General features: G+C 60.8%; 2 protein-coding genes, 2 tRNA genes and 3 rRNA genes. 1 reads left to right on the forward strand and 6 read right to left on the reverse strand.

Going from position 1 to position 22441, the window contains the following annotated elements; all coding sequences use genetic code 11:
• The first annotated feature begins 203 nt into the window (after window positions 1–203).
• A complete protein-coding gene (locus tag AT395_RS20125; RefSeq protein WP_047827176.1) occupies window positions 204–2282 on the forward strand; it encodes an OPT family oligopeptide transporter in 2079 nt (692 codons plus the stop codon).
• A gap of 1044 nt (window positions 2283–3326) precedes the next feature.
• Here the strand turns inward: AT395_RS20125 and rrf are convergent.
• The 6 genes from rrf to AT395_RS20155 form a co-directional block, all read right to left on the reverse strand.
• Window positions 3327–3439, reverse strand: a 5S ribosomal RNA gene (gene rrf / locus AT395_RS20130).
• A 144-nt stretch (window positions 3440–3583) separates the two neighbouring features.
• A 23S ribosomal RNA gene (locus AT395_RS20135) occupies window positions 3584–6461 on the reverse strand.
• A gap of 283 nt (window positions 6462–6744) precedes the next feature.
• Window positions 6745–6820, reverse strand: a tRNA-Ala gene (locus AT395_RS20140).
• Between the two features lie 45 nt (window positions 6821–6865).
• Window positions 6866–6942 (reverse strand) — tRNA-Ile (locus AT395_RS20145).
• A gap of 64 nt (window positions 6943–7006) precedes the next feature.
• A 16S ribosomal RNA gene (locus AT395_RS20150) occupies window positions 7007–8539 on the reverse strand.
• Together the 16S, 23S and 5S rRNA genes with 2 tRNA genes alongside form the textbook arrangement of a ribosomal RNA operon.
• A 621-nt stretch (window positions 8540–9160) precedes the next feature.
• Window positions 9161–22342 (reverse strand): filamentous haemagglutinin family protein, encoded by a 13182-nt coding sequence (locus AT395_RS20155; protein WP_167370742.1) that lies wholly within the window; start codon window positions 22340–22342, stop codon window positions 9161–9163.
• Window positions 22343–22441: the final 99 nt, after the last annotated feature.

Below are 22441 nucleotides of genomic sequence, written 5' to 3' on the forward strand. Positions count from 1 at the left end.
GGTTTAATAGATGACATTTCGGCGCATTGAAATTCATCAAGCGGCAGGGCAGACGAAAGTGGGTGGGGGCTAACTTCGGACAGCGAAAAAAGAGCGATTCGAACGGTCGTTCTATCTCGCCCGTCAAGACTGGCGGTGCACCACAGGCGCGCATACAATTTGCGCCACATTCCCACAGGGCGAAAAATCCCCCCGATTCATACATGGCATCTCTTCCGACCCGAATTCCCGACGCCGTCTCGCTCCCCGAGCTGACGGTGCGTGGCATGATCCTAGGCGCCCTGATCACCGTGGTGTTCACCGCCTCCAACGTCTACCTTGGTCTGAAAGTCGGGCTGACATTCTCCTCGTCGATTCCGGCGGCCGTCATTTCCATGGCCGTGCTGCGCGCATTGCGCGGCGGCAACATTCTCGAAAACAACATGGTGCAGACGCAGGCGTCGGCGGCCGGCACGCTGTCGTCGATCATCTTCGTGCTGCCTGGTCTGTTGATGATTGGTCACTGGCAAGGCTTTCCGTTCGGCCTGACGCTCGCGATCTGCGCATCGGGCGGCATTCTCGGCGTGTTGTTCACCATTCCGCTGCGACGCGCGATGGTTGTCGACAGCGAGCTGCCCTACCCCGAAGGGGTGGCGGCGGCAGAAATTCTGCGCGTTGGCAGTGAAGGCGACGACGTCGCTTCGGCCGGCGGAAAGACGTCGCCAGCCAAAAGCGACAGTGCCAGCGAAACCAGCGGTGTGCGCGAAATTGCGTTCGGCGGCGCGATCTCCGCACTGTTCGCGTTCGCCACGGCGGGCCTGAAGGTATTGGGAGAGAGTATTACGGCGTGGATTCCGGCTGGCGCCGCGGTCTTCCGCCTGACAACCGGTTTCTCGCTTGCCCTGATCGGCGCGGGGTATCTCATCGGTATTGTTTCAGGCTTGGCGATACTGTTTGGCATTGTGTTTAGCTGGGGCATTGCGGTGCCGGTGCTCACCTCCATGACGCCGAACACCGATAGCCAGACGATTGCCGCGTTTGCCAACGGTCTGTGGCAGCACAAGGTGCGATTCATGGGAGCCGGCGTCATTGGCGTGTCTGCGATCTGGACGCTCATCACGCTCGCGAAACCGATGATCGACGGTGTGAAGACGTCGTTCACTGCGCTGGGACAATCGCGCAGTGCACGCGGCAAGGGCGCTGCATTGGGGCGTACCGAGCAAGACCTCTCGCCGTATTGGGTGATCGGGCTGACGCTGGTGTGCGTGGCGGTGTGGGTTGTGACATTCGGCGTGTTTCTTGCACAGGCCCCGCTATCGTTCGGCGCGATTGCAACGCTGGTGGCTTGCAGTGTGGTGTTTGCTGTTGTCTTCGGGTTTCTGGTGGCGGCAGCCTGCGGCTACATGGCAGGACTGGTGGGCTCGTCGGCCAGCCCGATTTCGGGTATCGGGATCGTTGCAGTGGTGCTCGTCTCGCTGCTGATTCTCAGTGTCAGTCAAGCAAGCGGGCTGCTCGACACGAGCGAGGGCAGCAAGCTCGCGATCGCGTTGGCGCTGTTCACCACGTCGGCCGTCATCGCCATTGCAACGATTTCGAACGACAACCTGCAAGATCTGAAAACGGGTTGGCTGGTGGGTGCCACGCCGTGGCGTCAGCAGGTGGCGCTGCTCGTTGGTTGCGTGGTCGGTGCGGCGGTGATTCCCCCGGTGCTGAACCTGCTATACAACGCGTACGGCTTTACGGATGCGTTGCCGCGTCCAGGCATGGACCCATCGCAAGCCCTTTCGGCACCGCAGGCAATTTTGATGACGGCCATCGCGAAGGGCATTTTCACGCATAAGCTCGATTGGTCGATGCTTGGCATTGGTGCGTTGCTCGGCCTCGCCTTGATCGCCATCGATGCGGTGCTGGCAAAGCGCGGCGGTGTCGCGCGGTTGCCGGTGATTGCCGTGGGCATCGGCATCTATTTGCCGCCGACGATCGGTTCGGTGCTGGTGATTGGTGCCGTGTTGGGCTGGATCGCTCAACGTGTGCTGAAAGCGCGCGCAAAAGCGCAGGGCAAGGATTACGGTCCATTCGCAGAAGCGGCGGAACGACGGGGGGTGTTGTTGGCGTCGGGCTTAATCGTCGGTGAAAGTCTTGTCGGCGTGGCGATGGCGATGGTCGTTGGCTTCACCGGCTCCGATGCGCCGTTGGCCATCGTCGGCAACGGATTTGCCCCGACAGCCGAATGGCTCGCGCTAATCGTGTTTGCCGGTATTTGCGTAGTTCTGGTTCGACGGGTCCTTGCGACAACCCGATAACGCGTAAATCGCGTGAGTCCATTGGTGTCTTAGCTTTCGACTGTGCGCTGTGAGCTGTTCGATGTCCGTCCGGTATCGGGTGGCTTACAGTATCCCTCCCGCCTTCCCCAATCTCCACTTGCTCAGTCGATTGACGCAGCGCACGGCGAAACGCCAGCCCGCTGTCGCGCGTCGTGTTTATTCAGACTCATTCCGTTAACGGTTATCAGCGGAAGGCGTCCGGATTGCACCGGAGTGACCAGAAACGGCCTCCGCTGATCGCAATAAATTCCTGATCTGGATGAAAGCCACTCTTCCCGATTCATCTGAATTTTCATCTGAATTACGTAGCTCGATACGTCGCAGACGACGCCAACAGAGCGAAGCGATGTATCGTGTGACGGCCGCAGACGATACGGCAAACGGAAGGGACTGCTTACTGGTGGGGCGCACTCCGCTGGTCGTCGCGAAAACTGCAAAAACTGCGAAAGCTATACGTCCGTTTGCAAGATCATTGGACGACCTGTCTGCTGCATTGCGTGGCACAAATCAAAGCCAATCAAACGGATTCACATAAGCAGTGCGAATCGTCCCTCGTGGGTTCGTGGTCACAGGGTGATTCGCCTTGGCGCCATCCCGTGCCCTATGTAGGGCAGCGAAAACAATTGGTCGATAGCGATAGCAACGACGTTAGCGGTAGCGGTAGCGGTGGGATATTAGCAATGACATCCCGCAAGCTCTCGGTCCGCCGTGTAGCCAGACGCCCGGGATCGACCAATGACGTGGTCGAGTCTGGATATGCAAAACGGGAGGCTTGCATCACGGCATCGGCTAAGGACCAGTAGCGACGCCGGCATCGGCCAGTGACATGAGCTAAGAACCAGTCTCGATTGCCGACATCAGCCAATGTCCTAACAGTGATTCGGGATCGCCAGCGCATGCTGCCGAGGCTCCCCAAGCCGATGAATCACGCGGGGAGTTTCAAAGGAAGAATCCCGCGAGCCATTGGACGCGCACAAAGCAAAAACCCCTTGCTACGCGTTGTAGCAAGGGGTTTTTAGGGGAGCCTGACGATTACCTACTTTCACACGGGTATCCGCACTATCATCGGCGTGGAGTCGTTTCACGGTCCTGTTCGGGATGGGAAGGGGTGGTTCCAACTCGCTATGGTCATCAGGCATAACTTGTATGTTCTGCTGCACTAGGCGTGCAACAAAACCAATTCAGAAGAAGCGTAGTACATCATGTAGTTTGGGTTGTGAATGTATCAGCGCCATTTGGCGCACACACGTCACTCAAACCAGGGAAAACACACTGGTTATAGGATCAAGCCTTACGGGCAATTAGTATCAGTTAGCTTAACGCATTACTGCGCTTCCACACCTGACCTATCAACGTCCTGGTCTTGAACGACCCTTCAAAGGAATCGAGTTCCTAGGGAAGTCTCATCTTAAGGCGAGTTTCCCGCTTAGATGCTTTCAGCGGTTATCTCTTCCGAACATAGCTACCCGGCGATGCCACTGGCGTGACAACCGGTACACCAGAGGTTCGTCCACTCCGGTCCTCTCGTACTAGGAGCAGCCCCCTTCAAACTTCCAACGCCCACGGCAGATAGGGACCAAACTGTCTCACGACGTTTTAAACCCAGCTCACGTACCTCTTTAAATGGCGAACAGCCATACCCTTGGGACCGGCTACAGCCCCAGGATGAGATGAGCCGACATCGAGGTGCCAAACACCGCCGTCGATATGAACTCTTGGGCGGTATCAGCCTGTTATCCCCAGAGTACCTTTTATCCGTTGAGCGATGGCCCTTCCATACAGAACCACCGGATCACTATGACCTGCTTTCGCACCTGCTCGACTTGTCAGTCTCGCAGTTAAGCACGCTTTTGCCATTGCACTATCAGCACGATTTCCGACCGTACCTAGCGTACCTTCGTACTCCTCCGTTACACTTTGGGAGGAGACCGCCCCAGTCAAACTGCCTACCATGCACTGTCCCCGATCCGGATTACGGACCTAGGTTAGAACCTCAAACAAGCCAGGGTGGTATTTCAAGGACGGCTCCACAGAAACTAGCGTTCCTGCTTCAAAGCCTCCCACCTATCCTACACAGACCGGTTCAAAGTCCAATGCAAAGCTACAGTAAAGGTTCATGGGGTCTTTCCGTCTAGCCGCGGGTAGATTGCATCATCACAAACACTTCAACTTCGCTGAGTCTCGGGAGGAGACAGTGTGGCCATCGTTACGCCATTCGTGCAGGTCGGAACTTACCCGACAAGGAATTTCGCTACCTTAGGACCGTTATAGTTACGGCCGCCGTTTACCGGGACTTCAATCAAGAGCTTGCACCCCATCATTTAATCTTCCGGCACCGGGCAGGCGTCACACCCTATACGTCCACTTTCGTGTTTGCAGAGTGCTGTGTTTTTATTAAACAGTCGCAGCCACCAGTTTATTGCAACCCCTTCACCCTTCTGGCGCAGGCCAGTCAAGCTACAAGGGCGTACCTTATCCCGAAGTTACGGTACCAATTTGCCGAGTTCCTTCTCCCGAGTTCTCTCAAGCGCCTTAGAATACTCATCTCGCCCACCTGTGTCGGTTTGCGGTACGGTCTCGTATGACTGAAGCTTAGAGGCTTTTCTTGGAACCACTTCCAATTGCTTCGCGAACAAGTTCGCTCGCCCCACAGCCTTGAATTACGCGCCCGGATTTGCCTAAGCGCCTTCTCCACTGCAGGGACCGGGACTTCCAACACCCGGACAACCTTCCGCGATCCGTCCCCCCATCGCATCATACGACGGTGCAGGAATATTAACCTGCTTCCCATCAGCTACGCATCTCTGCCTCGCCTTAGGGGCCGACTCACCCTACGCCGATGAACGTTGCGTAGGAAACCTTGGGCTTACGGCGAGGGGGCCTTTCACCCCCTTTATCGCTACTCATGTCAGCATTCGCACTTCTGATACCTCCAGCATCCTTTACAAGACACCTTCACAGGCTTACAGAACGCTCTCCTACCATGCGAGCAAGCTCGCATCCGCAGCTTCGGTATATTGCTTAGCCCCGTTACATCTTCCGCGCAGGACGACTCGATCAGTGAGCTATTACGCTTTCTTTAAAGGGTGGCTGCTTCTAAGCCAACCTCCTGACTGTTTTAGCCTTCCCACTTCGTTTCCCACTTAGCAATATTTAGGGACCTTAGCTGGCGGTCTGGGTTGTTTCCCTCTTGACACCGGACGTTAGCACCCGATGTCTGTCTCCCGTGATTGCACTCTTCGGTATTCGGAGTTTGCTATGGCGAAGTAATCCGCAATGGACCCTTCAACCATGACAGTGCTCTACCCCCGAAGGTGATACACGAGGCACTACCTAAATAGTTTTCGGAGAGAACCAGCTATTTCCAAGTTTGTTTAGCCTTTCACCCCTATCCACAGCTCATCCCCTAATTTTTCAACATTAGTGGGTTCGGACCTCCAGTACGTGTTACCGCACCTTCATCCTGGCCATGGATAGATCACTTGGTTTCGGGTCTACACCCAGCGACTGAACGCCCTATTCGGACTCGCTTTCGCTACGCCTTCCCTATTCGGTTAAGCTTGCCACTGAATGTAAGTCGCTGACCCATTATACAAAAGGTACGCCGTCACCCCTTACGAGGCTCCGACTGTTTGTATGCATGCGGTTTCAGGATCTATTTCACTCCCCTCCCGGGGTTCTTTTCGCCTTTCCCTCACGGTACTGGTTCACTATCGGTCGATTACGAGTATTTAGCCTTGGAGGATGGTCCCCCCATCTTCAGACAGGATTTCACGTGTCCCGCCCTACTTATCTCAAGCTTAGTTCCACACCAGGGTTTTCTCATACGGGGCTATCACCCACTATGGCCGGACTTTCCATTCCGTTCTGATAACACCGGTGCTAAATCTTGAAGGCTGGTCCCATTTCGCTCGCCACTACTTTGGGAATCTCGGTTGATTTCTTTTCCTGCAGCTACTTAGATGTTTCAGTTCGCCGCGTTCGCTTCGCTAGACCTATGTATTCAGTCTAGGATGACCTAAAAGGCCGGGTTTCCCCATTCGGACATTTGTGGATCAATGCTTATTTGCCAGCTCCCCACAACTTTTCGCAGGCTATCGCGTCCTTCATCGCCTGTAATCGCCAAGGCATCCACCACATGCACTTATTCGCTTGACCCTATAACCAGAATGTCTTCCAGCTATAGGTTGAGTTATCGCGTTGTGCCGTATTCCAAGTCATCTTTCGATCACTTAAATACTGGTTGATACAATCACAACCCGTACAATTTCCACGCGCCATCTCTAACGCGCTTCCGTTGTACTACTACTTCTTCTAAATTGTTAAAGAACAAATACTGCATGACATTGCTGTCATTCAAAAACATTCACGTTTCATCACCATTGGGATTTACTGCAGACGTAAAAGCTTTTGACTGACATCGATGTGCGATCTAAGGAATTGGTGGAGGCAGACGGGATCGAACCGACGACCCCCTGCTTGCAAAGCAGGTGCTCTCCCAGCTGAGCTATGCCCCCATTTCAAGCCAGTTACCATCTGACTTGGTCAGGCGGTGGTTAGCTTGGTGGGTCTGGAAGGACTTGAACCTTCGACCCCCGCCTTATCAAGACGGTGCTCTAACCACCTGAGCTACAGACCCGACTTAGATCTACGCAGTCAACAACCGATAAGCGTGAACACTCAACTTCCAGTGCTTGCTCTAGAAAGGAGGTGATCCAGCCGCAGGTTCCCCTACGGCTACCTTGTTACGACTTCACCCCAGTCATGAATCCTGCCGTGGTAAGCGCCCTCCTTACGGTTAGGCTACCTACTTCTGGCAAAACCCACTCCCATGGTGTGACGGGCGGTGTGTACAAGACCCGGGAACGTATTCACCGCGACATGCTGATCCGCGATTACTAGCGATTCCAGCTTCACGCAGTCGAGTTGCAGACTGCGATCCGGACTACGATCGGTTTTCTGGGGTTAGCTCCACCTCGCGGCTTGGCGACCCTCTGTACCGACCATTGTATGACGTGTGAAGCCCTACCCATAAGGGCCATGAGGACTTGACGTCATCCCCACCTTCCTCCGGTTTGTCACCGGCAGTCTCCTTAGAGTGCTCTTGCGTAGCAACTAAGGACAAGGGTTGCGCTCGTTGCGGGACTTAACCCAACATCTCACGACACGAGCTGACGACAGCCATGCAGCACCTGTGTTACGGTTCTCTTTCGAGCACTCCCACCTCTCAGCAGGATTCCGTACATGTCAAGGGTAGGTAAGGTTTTTCGCGTTGCATCGAATTAATCCACATCATCCACCGCTTGTGCGGGTCCCCGTCAATTCCTTTGAGTTTTAATCTTGCGACCGTACTCCCCAGGCGGTCAACTTCACGCGTTAGCTTCGTTACTAAGGAAATGAATCCCCAACAACTAGTTGACATCGTTTAGGGCGTGGACTACCAGGGTATCTAATCCTGTTTGCTCCCCACGCTTTCGTGCATGAGCGTCAGTATTGGCCCAGGGGGCTGCCTTCGCCATCGGTATTCCTCCACATCTCTACGCATTTCACTGCTACACGTGGAATTCTACCCCCCTCTGCCATACTCTAGCCTTGCAGTCACGAATGCAGTTCCCAGGTTAAGCCCGGGGATTTCACATCCGTCTTACAAAACCGCCTGCGCACGCTTTACGCCCAGTAATTCCGATTAACGCTTGCACCCTACGTATTACCGCGGCTGCTGGCACGTAGTTAGCCGGTGCTTATTCTTCCGGTACCGTCATCCCCCCGAGGTATTAACCCAGAGGATTTCTTTCCGGACAAAAGTGCTTTACAACCCGAAGGCCTTCTTCACACACGCGGCATTGCTGGATCAGGCTTGCGCCCATTGTCCAAAATTCCCCACTGCTGCCTCCCGTAGGAGTCTGGGCCGTGTCTCAGTCCCAGTGTGGCTGGTCGTCCTCTCAGACCAGCTACAGATCGTCGCCTTGGTGAGCTTTTACCTCACCAACTAGCTAATCTGACATCGGCTGCTCTTGTAGCGCGAGGCCCGAAGGTCCCCCGCTTTCCTCCTCAGAGCGTATGCGGTATTAATCCGGCTTTCGCCGAGCTATCCCCCACTACAAGGTACATTCCGATGTATTACTCACCCGTTCGCCACTCGCCACCAGGTGCAAGCACCCGTGCTGCCGTTCGACTTGCATGTGTAAGGCATGCCGCCAGCGTTCAATCTGAGCCAGGATCAAACTCTTCAGTTTAAACCTGTTACTGTTTTCGGTTTTCGTGATAAATCACTTGAACCGGTCGCTCTCAAAGTATGCTGACAAGTTAATTACTTAACTTACCTATTACTATGTGAGCCTCAATAAATTTAAAGCTAATCTGCCGAAGCAGACGCACTATTCATCGAGTGCCCACACTTATCGGTTGTTCAATTTTTAAAGATCAATCGCATCTGACTTCGCTTCGTCGCACACTTACCGCGCCGTCGCTTCGTTTTCTGCGTCGCTGCATCAGCAGCAGAGAAGTGAGATTATGTCGCAGCTTCTCGTCGTCGTCAACAGTTTTTTTCACTTTCTTCGCTCGTCGCCGTAGCCACTCGCTCGCATCAAAACCGCCAACCACCGGGCTTTGCAGCCCGTCTCGCTTCGCCTTCGTCGCCGCTTTCGCTGCGTCGCTGTCGTTGCGAGAGACGAGATATTAGTCACCTTCGACGAACTGCGCAAGCCCTTTGTGAAACTATTTTGAAAAGCCGGCAAATTCCTCCCGGTCCTCTATATATAGAACGATCAAATGACGTGCGGCTGCGCTGAGCAATGCCAGGACAGCCGCACCATGCGCCGAACCACTTCCCCACAAGGCAAGGAGTCCTTCCCGCGTCAGCGCATCAGGTTTTTCCGCTCCGTGGGCGTCAGCGCCTGCAACTGCGCTTCACTCAGGTTCATCTGCCCGAGCACCTGCACCGGCGACGCCGGATCGTAGCGTAGCGTCCGGCCGCCATCGGCACGCGGCTTGCCGGTCACATCGCCCGAGGTACTCGCATCGAGCATGCGCACCGAGAAGATCGACGGCTGATTCTGCCGCGCCGACGCCCGATCGCGGGATACCGCGTCCTGTGCCGCGGCCGCCGCCTGCGCGGCCGTCGCACTGGCATTCGTGAGCGCACCCACATTCACCGCCGCGATAGTCGGAATGCCGACGGATTTACCCTGCACCTGAATGTTCTCGGCATTCATCACTCGCAACGCCGCGATGTTCACATTGCCGGAGACCCGAATCCCCGCCTCGCCCGCGTCGATCGTGCCAAGCGGCGCAATCAGATCGATGTCGCCCGGCGGAATCTCCGGGATCGGGTTCAGCGTGGCAATGCCGGCGCCGGTGTTCGGTGTCGTCGGCGAAAGCGAGACCAGCCCAAGGTTGTCATAGACGCGACGCTGCGGCGTGTAGACCACCGTGGACTTCGAACCGCGACCCGCGTTGATATCGCCCTGCGCAGACCAGGCAAGAATATTGCCACCAAACGTGGTGAACACGCGGCTCTGACCGAGCAGGATGCTGTCTCGCGCATACATGTCGATGTTGCCGCGCCCCTGCGTGAGCACACCGGAGCCTTCGCCCGGCACAAAACCACCGTCCACGCCAACGAGCGAACGCCCGCCCGGCGTCATGATGCTCACCCCACCACCGAAGTCGGTATGGATACCGGCGTCCTGAACTTCATAGTGAGGAACGTCATACGCAGGACTGCCACGCGCGACCCATTGCGCCTGCGTCAAATACTTCACACCAGGCACCGGACGTGTCGTCGGTTGGCGATTCAGATTTTGCAGGTAGTAGAGCGCACTGCTGTACATCGTGAGACTACCGTCGTATTGGCGCGACGCACCGTTCTCGTCCAGCTCGGGGAAGAGCGTGGCGATGGCTTCGCGCCCTCGCAGATAGCTACCCGCGCGCGGGCCGCTCGCATCGTTGTACTCACGCCCCGATGCGCGCAGTTCCGCGAAGTACACGTCGCGCAGATACGCGCGCTGCTGCTCAGCCGGCAAGGCGTTGAAGAACTGACGGGCATCCATCGACGCCGCGTCGAAATGCCGCCCGAGCGCATTGCGGCCGCCGAAGCGTGTCGCGAGCCAATTCACGAGATATAGCTGGCTTTGCTGAGCGAACTCATTACGCAGATCCCGTTTGGCGATGCCGCCTGCGCTCCCGGCGGCCTGACTCGCCGCGTCGAATTCCGCCTGCTTCGTCACGAGGAACGCCTCGGCGCCTGCCGCCTCTCCGCGATAGCCGAACTCCTGCCCCAACCATCCGGAAAGCGTGAGTTCTCCGCCGTACACGACGACCGCCTTGCCCGGCTGATCGGCGAACGGCCGTCCACCGTCCGCCAGATTCGCTGCATCGAGATACCGGGCGGCAAACGCCTTGAAGTCGATGCCGTCGAGCCCCCGCGGCCCGACACCCGCCGCGACTGCAATCGCAGCCCCGTTGCTCCGGTCGCCGGGTTTTACGTTGGCGAGCGCGCCGAGACTACGCAACTCCGCCTTGTCGCCCATGAAGACATTGCGGCCCGCCGTGATTTCCAGCAACCCCGGACCCGCCACGTAGAACGTGCTGTAAAGAATGTCCCGGCCTGCGGAGACCACGGAGATATCGTCTGCCGAGTTTTGCACGATCAGGTTGCCGCGCATTGTCGTCGACGCGACCCTCATCGGGCGTCCCGGATTGTTGACCGGATCAGCAAAGTCAGGCGTGGTGGTCCAGCCGGCGAAGTCAGCGTCGGTGCTCAAATAGGTGCCGAGCGGCGTTCCCGAGTTGACGATGTCACGCCCGGCCCGAATCGCCACGGCGCCATTGCCTTCATACCAGGTCGGCTGCGTGCCGGCGACCGGCGTTATGCTGCCGCGGTAGTCGATGCCGCCCGTTTGCAGTCCGACGATATCGCCTGTGAGTGCATAGAAACGCGCCGGCGCGATGCCGGTGAAGTCGTAGCCGGAGACGGTCGCCTGGGTCAGGCTGAACATCGGGAACCGCGTCGCGGAATCCGGGCTGTAATAGAACAGGAGTTGCGGTGCGATGGCATCTTGCCGCACGTTCGTGAGGTAAGCGCGGCCAAACCATGCATCGCGCACGCCCCCCATGAAGGCAGGGTTTTGCGGCGTCGGTAACGCCGTGGGATCGGCAGCAGAACGACTGATAGGGAACCCGGACCCGAACAGGGATTGGCCGGCCATCATCTCAAGCGCACCACCGTCGGGCGCCACCCGGAACAACGAACTGACCGGCTCCGGTGCCAGCAACGCCGGTGTGTCGCCGATCGTCACTTTCGACTCTGCGTCGAGAATACGGGTTGCGGAGAAGCCGTTGTAAATATTGCCGCTCGCGGCGACCGCGCGCAGTGTCGCGGGCAGCACGAAACGGCCGTCTGTCGAAGCGTAGTTCGCCCCCGGTCTCGCGTCGGCCATCGCGGTGAGTGGTGCGAGATTTCCGCCCGCACTGAACAAGTCGATGGCTGTGGAAGGCGTCCACAGCGTGAACCAACTGAATCCTTCGCCGCTATAGTGGGTGCCCGACACCGTGAACGGCGTGCCGTTGGTGCGCTGTTGCGCGCGCGTTGCATCGCCATAGCCGCCGATCACCAGATCGCCGCGCGTGTCGATGCGAATGGTCGAGTCGCCGAGCACCAGCGTGGGTCCCCCGGTCGCCATGCCAATCTGGGGCGTAAACACATCGCGCGCCCGGGTCTCGCGCAAATCGGTGGTACCGAACAGCGCATCGACACCGCCCAGCGCCCCCGCTTCGATACGCGTGACACCGCGCAGGTTGGTGAACGTGCCGTTCAGCCCAAGGTTGCCATTGCGCCACTCCGCCGAGTCCCTGATCACACTACCGGGCTGCGTGATGGCACGAACTTCTCGTACAGGATTCAGACCGCCGCCAATCCGCACGTCGAGATCGCCGCCGCCTGTCAATTGAATCTGCGAACCGTCCGCCGACACTCGACCGGTGCTACCTACCGCGACATTCAAGCCCTCGCTGCGAGCGAGCGCGCTCGGGCCGTAACTATTGCCTGCCCCCATGCGGGACTCCAGCATGCCGGCGTTCGCACCGGCTTCGAGCACCACATTGCCGCCGCCGAGCGTGCCAAGTCCGGCGAAACCCACCAGGAACGGCGCCTTCTCGAATGCCGCGTAGCCGTCTTCCTTGCCGACCACATACGTCCCGAAATTGACCCACCACGCACTCGGCACACCCCCCTGCGCAATCACAGAACCCGATCCCTGCCGCCACAGCCAATTGCCAAGATTGCCGGCGTCCGGAACGGCTCGCGGCACACCAAAGCTTGTCGAGCGTTGATACCCGTCGCGTGTGCCAACGGTGTCGCCACGAATATCGCCCTGAGCGCGCACGAACAGATTGCCGCCATGCTCCGGATACCACGCGCTGTAGAGACTCTGCGCACCGCTGACGTAGGGCTCGAAAGCCGCCCCCTCTGCCCCCAGCACGGACGTATTCTTGATCGTGGCCCGTGCGAGGTTATAAGCGCTCGTCACATCGCGCGCCTGCGTACCCGCCGTATATACCCCGAACGGCGAACTCATCGTGAAGTTACCCGCCGCGAGCATGTCGAGATCGCCCGTGCCGGTACGCACCACGCTGAAGACCGGTTCTCGAGCGGGCTGCGTCTTCAACTCGTACTCGGCGGGAATGCCGGGCGTCACGAGTCGGAACGCATCGTAGTACCCGTTCCACATGTCGATGTCCGCGGGCGTGGAGATGCCCCAGGCTATCAGTTCCTCGGGCGTCACAATCTCCCCCTCGACGGCGCCCAGCTCTGCCGCATCGGGGCCCCAGCGATAGACACCGAGCGTGCCGGTCCCCGGCTTGAGTACATTGAGCACGCCCATGCCATAGTGGGTATCTGCAAGCGTCAGGTGACCATCGGCCTTCAACGGCTGCAACGCACGCGGATCGGCAGCCGATGTATCGGCGCCAGCGACAAGCCGCAGCGACCATGACGCCGAGCCCGCCTGAAGCATCGGCGCCAGCGCATGGATCTGCCCCTGATTGCCATCGGCATCCGCCGGGCGCAAGTTGACGAACAGCTCGCCTCCCGGCAACTTAACGTCGGTCTCGGCCGGAATGATCGCGCCCTTGCGCAGCAACACGTCAGCGGCGAGCTTGAGATTCACCGGCATCACGGCGCCCGCAGGCCACCGCATGGCCGTCACAGAAGTGTCCAAAGGCAACACCATGCCGGCATCGATCTGCATGCCGGAGCGCAAGGTAAGGGCTGACGTCAGCGCCGTTCCCGCCGGGTACACCACGTTGCCCGTCGCATCGCGCACGGCCGCCCCCAGAACGGTGCCCAACGGCAGCGTCAGATCGGCGCTCAGTGTGATGCGAGCGGGCAAACGCGTGCCCGCAGGCAACTTTGCCGCTGCCACCTGAACGTCGTAGTTGAGCTTGCGATCGGCGGGGAACTCCGTGCCGGCGGCGAGCGTCACCAACCCGCCCACCGGGATCACAGCGTCGCCGCCCCACCCGGCAGTTCCGCTGGTGAGCACCCACCCCTTGCTGTCTGCGCCCGGCGTGAGCTTACTGGTATCAAACCCGTCAGTCAGACTGCCGAAGACGCTCAGATTTCCCCCGGCACGAATCGTCAGCGAGCCCGCCTCGCCGCTGCCCCACACGCCGGTCTTCTGCGTGTTCGGGTTCAGGCTCGCATAGCGATAGCGCGACATGTCGATATCGCCGTCCAGGTGAATGTCGCCGTCAGGCGTCGCGCTGACGATCTCGACACCCGGGCGCAGATGGAAGGCATCGGTATAGCGGCGCAATCCGGCCAGCCGCGCCAGCAACGCGCCATTGGCCAGCGCGTTCGACATGAACGTTTCGTTCTGCGCGTGAAGCGCGTCCAGATAAGCTTGATTGACGACCTGATACGGACGGCCATCGATGGAAACATCCGTACCGGCCGGTGCCTGGGTGTCGCGGTACATCCCGTTGACGGTGATCGAGCGCGCACCGTCGATCACCACATTACCGCCCGCGTCGATCGCGATGTCGTTGCCCTGCGCTTCGTTCGCACCGCCCAGGCGCTTTGCGCTGATCTCGACCGTACCCACCGACAGGGGCGTGCCATTCGCGTTGCTCGTCCCGGCACGCACATCGAGCCGTGCACCGTCGGCCAGCACCACCCGTCCCTGATTGCCGTTGATCTCGATGACCGCACGGTTGGAGGCTTCGATGGGCTGCCCATAACTGTCCAGACGCAGCGTAGTACTGTGCGCGTCGAGCACCGCGTTGCCGCCGACGCTCACGCCATCGCGCGCCGACAGGCGAATGGTGCCCGCTTGTGCGCCACTCGCGTCGACGCGGCCGAGCACATCGAGGCGCCCCCCGTCGATCGAGAGCGTGATCTCACGCGCCTTGAGTTCGTCGCCAACGACAAGACTGCCCTGCTTAATCTGGAAACTGCGGTTGCCAAAGACGCCGCCTTCGGTCAGACGAGCATTGAGCCCGCTGAAATCGTCGATGTGCTGAGCGCGGAGGTCGACGCCTCCCGCAGCGAACGGCACCCATGTGCCACCCGCATCGTAGCGACCGCTGGCACTACCGAGCACCTTGCCCGCCATCGATACAACACCGCTGGCCGGTGACAGCGCCGTCACCGTGAGCTTGCCGGCCCGGTTTTCCAGCGCCGACAGATCGACGCGCGACCCGGCGGTCTGGCGCACGTTGCCGTTGGCGCTCGACAGGACCATATCGCCGCCCCAGCTGTATTTGCTGGTATCGAAGAAATCGAGCTTGCGTCCGGCCAGATCGAGTTGGGCGCCGTCACCCAGTGTCACATCCGCCTGTGCGGCGACGGTTAAACGGCCGCTCGGCAGCACGACATTCGTGTCGACGTTGGCGGCTCCGCCAGCGCTGAGCGCGATTTCGGCCCCCAGCGCAGCCACGAGCTGGCTGTTGTCGATCACGGGTTTCGTGCGAGCACTCGCGTTCACCACCGACACATTACCGCCCGCGACAAACCGGTTCACCGACCCTGCCGCGCCCGTGAGCAGTGGCGTATCGATGACGATGTCACCGCCGCTGTAATCGAAATCCTGCTTCTGGTCGTTCCACCCGTTCTGTGAGCGATAGACGGACAGGCTGCCCTTCTGGTTGGCAGTTACCCGTTCGCTGGCGTTGAGTTCGACTGTCGAGAAACCGACTGTCATGCGGTTCATATCGTGATTGACGTCGCGCTGCGTGGCCGGTCCGAAGCCGAACTCGATCTCCCGAGCGTCGAGGGACAAGCGGCCGCTGCCGGTGCCTGCCCCACCCTCGACAATGGCGCCCCCCGGTGACTTCGAGCCGGTCCACACGAGCCGGTCGGTGCGAATACGCGCGAGTGCATCGCTCGCGCCGTATCCGAAGATGGCCGGCGTGCCCAGCACGAGCACGTCGATGCTCGATTTTCCGGTCGCAGCATCGATCGTCGATAGCTCGACGGAATCGTAGAAATTGATCGAATCGCGTGCGATGAGAGACAGGCTTTCCAGCGCAGGCGCACCATAGGTCCGGTCGCCACGTAACAGCCGCGACAGCACCGTCTGGTTGAGCGTCAGTCCTTGCGCCAGACGCCCGGATGCGGCGAGCGAATCCAGCGATGCCTGATCGCCGACATTGACCCGCCCCACAGCGAGCGACAGTTGGCGTGTGCCGTAGCGCACGGCATCGGTGATCGTGAAACGCTTGTCTGTCGCCACCGCAATCGAGCCTTCGGAAAGCAGCAGCGTTTCACCTGCACATGTCGCGCCCGCCGCACAAACGCCAAGGTCGATATACCCTGCGCCGAAGGAATCCTGTGCGCCGGTCGGCAACGGCGACAGCATCGAGAGCCGGCCATTAGACACCGCCAGCACACCCGCCGCCCCCGGCGCGTAGGTATACCCCATCGTGGAATCCCACATCGGCATGCCGAAGCCGAGTGTGTTGATGCCGCTCCCCTGCTCGACGGTAATGCCCTTGGCGGGGGAGATCGTCACGATGAACACTTCGCTGGCGCGCAGCATTGCGCCACCGCGCAGCACAACGTTGTAGGCGTTGCCTGTGAACCCGGCTGTCGTGGCGCTGAGAATCGACCCTGTGGCATCGGCGGAGACCACGGGCAGTCCACCAATCCCCATGCGTGCCGCGCCGATCGCGTTCAGATCGTCCGCTCTGAGCGAAATAAGCGACTTGTCGCCTTGCTGAGGTGTTGCGCCTGCACCGAGGATCTCGAAGTTGCCGGAGAACGGCGCAGTGACCAGCAGGCTGGCGCCGTAACCGCCCTTGGCCGGGGTGACGTTCGCCGAGCCCTGAAAGCGCAACGCTGGCGTATCGGCGATTTTGCCCCGGTAGGCATCCGACAGGAAATAGAGATCGAGACGCTTGGCGTCCGCCTCGATCAGCGCACGAGGTGCTCCGACACGCTCGCTCGTAGCACGAGCGAAATCTGCGTAGCTCATCTCGTTGTACTGCGAGTAGGTGCGCAGGACATCTGCCGAAGTCAGAACGGCCTGCGTCGGCGTGGCGTTGCGAAGGCTCGTGTTGCTCACGCTCAATTGCGCCGGAAGCGTGAGCGACCCATTGCGCATTGCAATCGGTGCGAGGCCCGCCTGCACGGCGGACTGCGTCTGCAATTCCACGCGATACGCGCCGGGCAGCAACGCGAACGTCGACGGCAGCAGCGTATAGGTGCCGGCGGGCAATCCCGGCACCCCGGCGCCGACGGTGATCTGCTGCCCCATGAGCGGAGCGCCCGCGCCGTTCTCGCTGACCACCGGCGCATAGGCCGGCTGTGCCCCGGGCACGATGGCGTATACCGGATTGGACGAGAGGGCGGGCAGACGGAAACTACCCTTTGTGCCGGTCTGCACCACTTGCATCAGCGGCGCGAGACGCGCATCGGTGGAACCGCCACGGCCGGTGAGGAATGCGGCGCCACGGATTTCGCCGCCGCCCGAGAGGTCGATGACAGCCCCCGGATCCACGGCCAACGAATGGCTATACACCACGACCGACGGTCCGCCGCCGGCGAGCGAGTATCGCGCGTCGACCGCAGCATTGAGATAACTCAGTCCGTCGAGCGAACCGCCATAGGGCATCACGAGTCCATTCGCGCTCACAGACGTCACGCTACCCGGCAACAAGGTCAGGATCCCGTTGACTTCCATGTCCAACGGAGACCCGAACGTGATGGTCCCCATCGGGGCGCGCAACACGCCCCCCTGACGGATCTGCCCGGCCTTGAGCGTGAGACTGCCGAACAGCGAATACGGCTGCGCCGACAGTGTGTCGCCCACGCGCTCGATGGTCAGGACACGCGCCGGGTCCAACTGGGTCTGGCGCACACAGCAGTCACTCGAATAGCTGCGCTGCCCCACGACGATCATTGCACTCGCATCCTGTGCCGGATAGATCTGCACGGCGGCCAACGTCATGTCGCCTGGCGAATAGACCTCGGTTTTGTCGAGCAAACGCAGGTCGCCGGCACTGCGCAAGGCGACATTGCCGAACGCATTACGCAAGACACTGACGGGAGTTCCGGCGTTGGTCTCGATGGTCCCTGCGGTGCCGAATTGCATCCGGCCCGATACGTCGATGAGCGAGCCGTCGATTTCGAAACGTGCCTGATCGTCGAGCAGCGGCACCCCCAGCGTCCCGGCACCTTGTCCGTTGTTCCTCGAGCCACTCACCGCGTTTGGCATGAGGAAGTTATCGGATTGCTGGCGGGTTGTGCCGGCAAGCTGCACGTAGGGCGCGGCAAGCCTGACCTGCGCGCCCGGGGCAGCGTTCGCTGCCAGGCCAAACGAACTTGCGGTGAGGCGCAAGCTCTGACCGAGCGACAGATTGACGTTGCCATCGAAATCCATCATCCCGTTGGCGAGCAACGAGAGATTGTCGAAACCGCCGGCCGTTACGCGATCGACGCCGATGCGTGCGTTGCCCAAAGCCAGACCGCCGCCAAGCGCGCCCGGGCGCAGCGTATCCGAGAGCGCGCTGCCGCCCTGCGTCTGGGCGACGATCATCTCGTGTGCCACGCGCACGGAATCGTCCACATTGTTGCCGCGCAGCGTGGCCCGATCAACCATGCCGTAAGCCAGCGTCTCCAGCACCACGTTCAGCGTACCGCCCGCGGCGCCTGCGCCGCCCGACGCCGCTTTCATCTCGCCGTCGAGATAGAGACCGCGTGCCGACGCCAATGAGATAACCCCACCATTGCTAGCCACATGCGTGCGTCCCTGACCCGGTACATCAACGTCGGCGGCTGTGCCCGACGCATCGAGCCGTGCGCCGGGGCGCACGATAACGAACGCATCGGCCGCCTCGACCTGGGTAGCGCCCGCGACATACTTCGCGCCGATCTGGATGGTGCCACCTGCGGCCACCTTGCCGGAGATCGCGCCGGAGGAGTCCTTTGCCACGATCGGGCGCGCGGCAACGTCGATTACGGCATTGCCGCCCAGCCAGATCGATGTCGGTGTGAAGGTGCCCTCGGGTCGGCCTTGCGCGTCGCCCATACCGAACAGGCCGGGCAACAGACTGATCGTGCCCGATGCCGAGCGCAACGTGCCGAGCACCGTCATCTGCCCGTTGCTCGTGAGCGTGATGCTGCGTCCCGGATCGACTTCGATCTGCGCCCCGTCGCCGATGCTCAGTTGCCCACGCTTGAGCTGCGAACCGGCGGACAACGCCAGATCGGCCCCGGCGCGCTGCGTGATCGTGCCCTTGGCCGCGTCGCTTTGCCAGACCGGCGCGAGGACGACAGACAGCACTCCCGACGAGTCACTGCCGCTGAGCGTGTCTCGCGCGGCTTGCCCGTCGACGTTCAGCACGGGCATGACAACGTCGAGGTGCGCGCCATCCGCTACCGTCAAACCCATTTGGCCCGTCACGTCATAGCGGGAGAAGCCCGTCGAGAAAAGCGACACGCCGAGCGAAGTGTCGAGCGACGAGCCAGGCGACGTCGGCGCGCCGATCATCACGCCATTGCCAGTATTCAGTTTCAACGTGCCGCCACCGCTCACGCCATAAGCGCGCAGTTCGCCGTCGACGTGCAGTTCGCCTGCGCTGTTGCCAGTCGTGTCGTACTGGCTGGCCAGCAGCGACACGTTGCCGCCCTTGCCGCCGCGCACCGCGCCGCCTGCGAGCCGCACGGCCCCCGACGAGACATCGATGGTGCTGCCCTGCTGCACCCGCACGTCGCCGGTCGTCGAGAAGATGACGTTGCCGCCGTTGAGGTATGGCATACCGTGGATGCCTGCCTCGTCATCGTCTGCACGGCTCCACAGACCACGCGTGTCGAGCGTCACACCACGCGCCACCTTGACGTGCTGGCCACCGGCGATCAGCGCCGGGTCCGCGATGGGGACATCGCCCCATACGCCACTCGTCGCTTCAAGCACGCGCTGCACAAGGTTGCCCGCCGCAATCGAGCCGCCGCGTGCCGTCACGTCCGCGTCGATGTTGACTCGCGTTGCATGCAAACCAACGTCGCCGCCGTCCGCCACACGAATATCGCGCGAGAGCGTCAGCGCGTCAGTCGCCAGCAGCTTCACACCGCCAAACTGCTGCCGGTTGAGCCAGCCCGCGTCGAGCGATATCTTTCCTGCGCGCTGGGTGTCGAGAGCACTCCCCTGCGCAATGTCCGCCGCGAGCGCCTGAACGTCGCCGACATCGATCGTACGCACGATGGCCGACGGGCTATCGCGCAACGTGAGCGCAGTGTCGTCGTAATAGGGAGTGAGCTTGCCGACGATCAACTGGCCGGCACGCGGCGCGGCAAGCGGCGATTGCAGATACCCGTCGTAAAGCCCCCGGTCGGCAGCCTGTGTCTGGCGCGGGCCTTGGTAAATGGCGGTATCGACATCGCCTTCGAGCACCGCAGAGGGGGCCGAGATAATCAACCGCCCGGCGTCGCGCCCCACGGTGTATCCGTTCTCCAGGCGCTGCCCTGGTGCGATGAACAGCGTGGCGAATGTCTCGGTCGTGTGCTTTCCCCAGCGGGGGTGTTCGGCCTCGAACCCGCGATACGTGCCGAGGTACCGCAAATCGCCCGGGGCGTTATCGACGCGATACAACTGCCCGTCGGTGCCGCGCAGCCAGCTTTGCCGGATCATGCCGGTCTGCACGTCGAGCGTGCCGCCCGCCAGATTGATGAGCGAGCCAGCGCGCGTGACCACCTCGGCACCGCCCAGTTGCACCGTCCCACCCTGCGCCGCCCACTCGCCGATGCTGTGCGACGCCGTGTTCAGATAGCCGCTGACTTCCAGCAGGCCACCCGGCGTGTACCAGCGATCGGTGGCGTACCCCTGCGTGCCGGCAGGCACCCGCACGAGATAGCGTCGGTCAATGTAGACGGTCAGGTTGTTGAGCGTATGCGTGTCCCGATTACTCGGCGCGTCACGCTGCTCGTTACCCTGGACGTTGACCTCGACATTGTTTGCCGACATCGCCACCTTCACACCGACGGCACCGGAGACGTCGAGCTTCGCGCGCTCCATCACCATTGCGCGACGTGTGGCCAGCACGTTGATCTGCCCGCCCGTGGCGACAGTGAGCGAGTCGCTGTCGAACAAGACGTCGCCAGACGAGGTGATTTGCACTAGCGACTGATCGCGGCGGTTGTACAACCCGGATTCCGCCACTTTCCCTGCATCGGCCAACAACGTCGCGCGCTGCGCATCGAGTGCCGCATCGCCCGACGTGTCGAGCACGATGGCGTTGAGTGCGCCAGGGGCAACGCGCACCAGCGCATTGCTGTCACCACCGGCCGTCAGGTGAATTGTGCCGCGCGCATTGACCGAGGTAGTGGAGACCAGCACACCGCTTTGCTCGATCTGACGCGCTGCGAGCGTGATATCGCCAAGCTCCGCCTGAATCAGCCCGCTGTTGCTCACGCGCCCCGCCGTCGAGCCGGGCAGCAGCTTCGGCTCGACTTCGTTGCCACGCGTGCTCGAATTCACATTGCCGTCGGTGCCAACGCCACGCCGGATCACGAACGCATCGCCACCGGCGATGACCGTCTGCCCCGACGGGGTGACGATCGTGCCGCGATTGTGGGCTTCGCGCCCAAGCAGCAGCACATAGCCACCGCCTTCGGTCACCGATTGCGGACGCCGAGTGTTGATGCGTGCCCCCGCGTCCACCGTCACATCGGCGCTCGCCCCCGTGTGCGACACGTTCGAACCGTTCACCTGAAGATCGTTGGCGAAGGTCGGCACCGTCGCGCCGGACACCGCAGCGCCATAGATACCGCGATTGAACTGATCGTTCGTCATGCCAACGGCTGCCGCCACAAGGTTGCGCGTGTCGACCTGCGCCGTGCCAGAGAACTGAATGCCGTTGCGGTTGACGATCATCACCGTGCCGTCGGCCTTGATCTGACCCTGAATCTGGCTCGGGCGCGCTTGCGGATCGTTCACGCGATTGAGCACGGCCCAACCCGGTTGCTGCACGAACTCGAGCGTCGTGCGACGGCCAACGTTGAACGTCTCCCAGTTCAGGATCGCCTTCTCGCCGGTTTGCTCGATCGCCACCTTGGTGTTGCCTGCGGCGTCGCGATCCTGTGCAATCTTCTTGTTCGCATTGATCCAGCCTGCGGTGAGACTATTCGTGTCGACCTTCAGGCCACCTTCGGCCAGACCGTCCGGAATGGTTTCGGGCGCAGCGGCCGCTGCCTGACGCGCAGCATTTTGCGCGGCCTGCATCGCGGCGATGCCCTGCGCCGCTGTGGCGAGATTGGCGATGGAATTCTGCACGGCTTGCGCAGCGCGTTGCTGTTGCTCGCCCGGATTCTGCAACGACGATACCGGCATGCCGTTCGGCAGGCGGCCCGTCTGTGCCGCGGTGGATTGCGCCGCGCCACGAGCGGCAAACCACGCGTTACTGAAGGCCTGTTGCGCATGCGCCGCGCTGATCATGGCGCTACTGGCGGCGAATACGGCCACGGCCTGGGCAAGCGGTCGAATGCGCAGCAGACGTGCGCTGGGCCGCGTGCGAGTTGATAGGGAAACTACGCGCTTGTGCATGGTCATCTCAATCCCGTCTGGCGTCTCGTGCGGCCGTGGGACGCTGTCTCGCGACAACGCCAGCGACGGCCCTGGCAGGTTTTCGTTCAAGCGATGCGA

The organism is Pandoraea apista (assembly GCF_001465595.2).
GTDB classification, from domain to species: domain Bacteria; phylum Pseudomonadota; class Gammaproteobacteria; order Burkholderiales; family Burkholderiaceae; genus Pandoraea; species Pandoraea apista.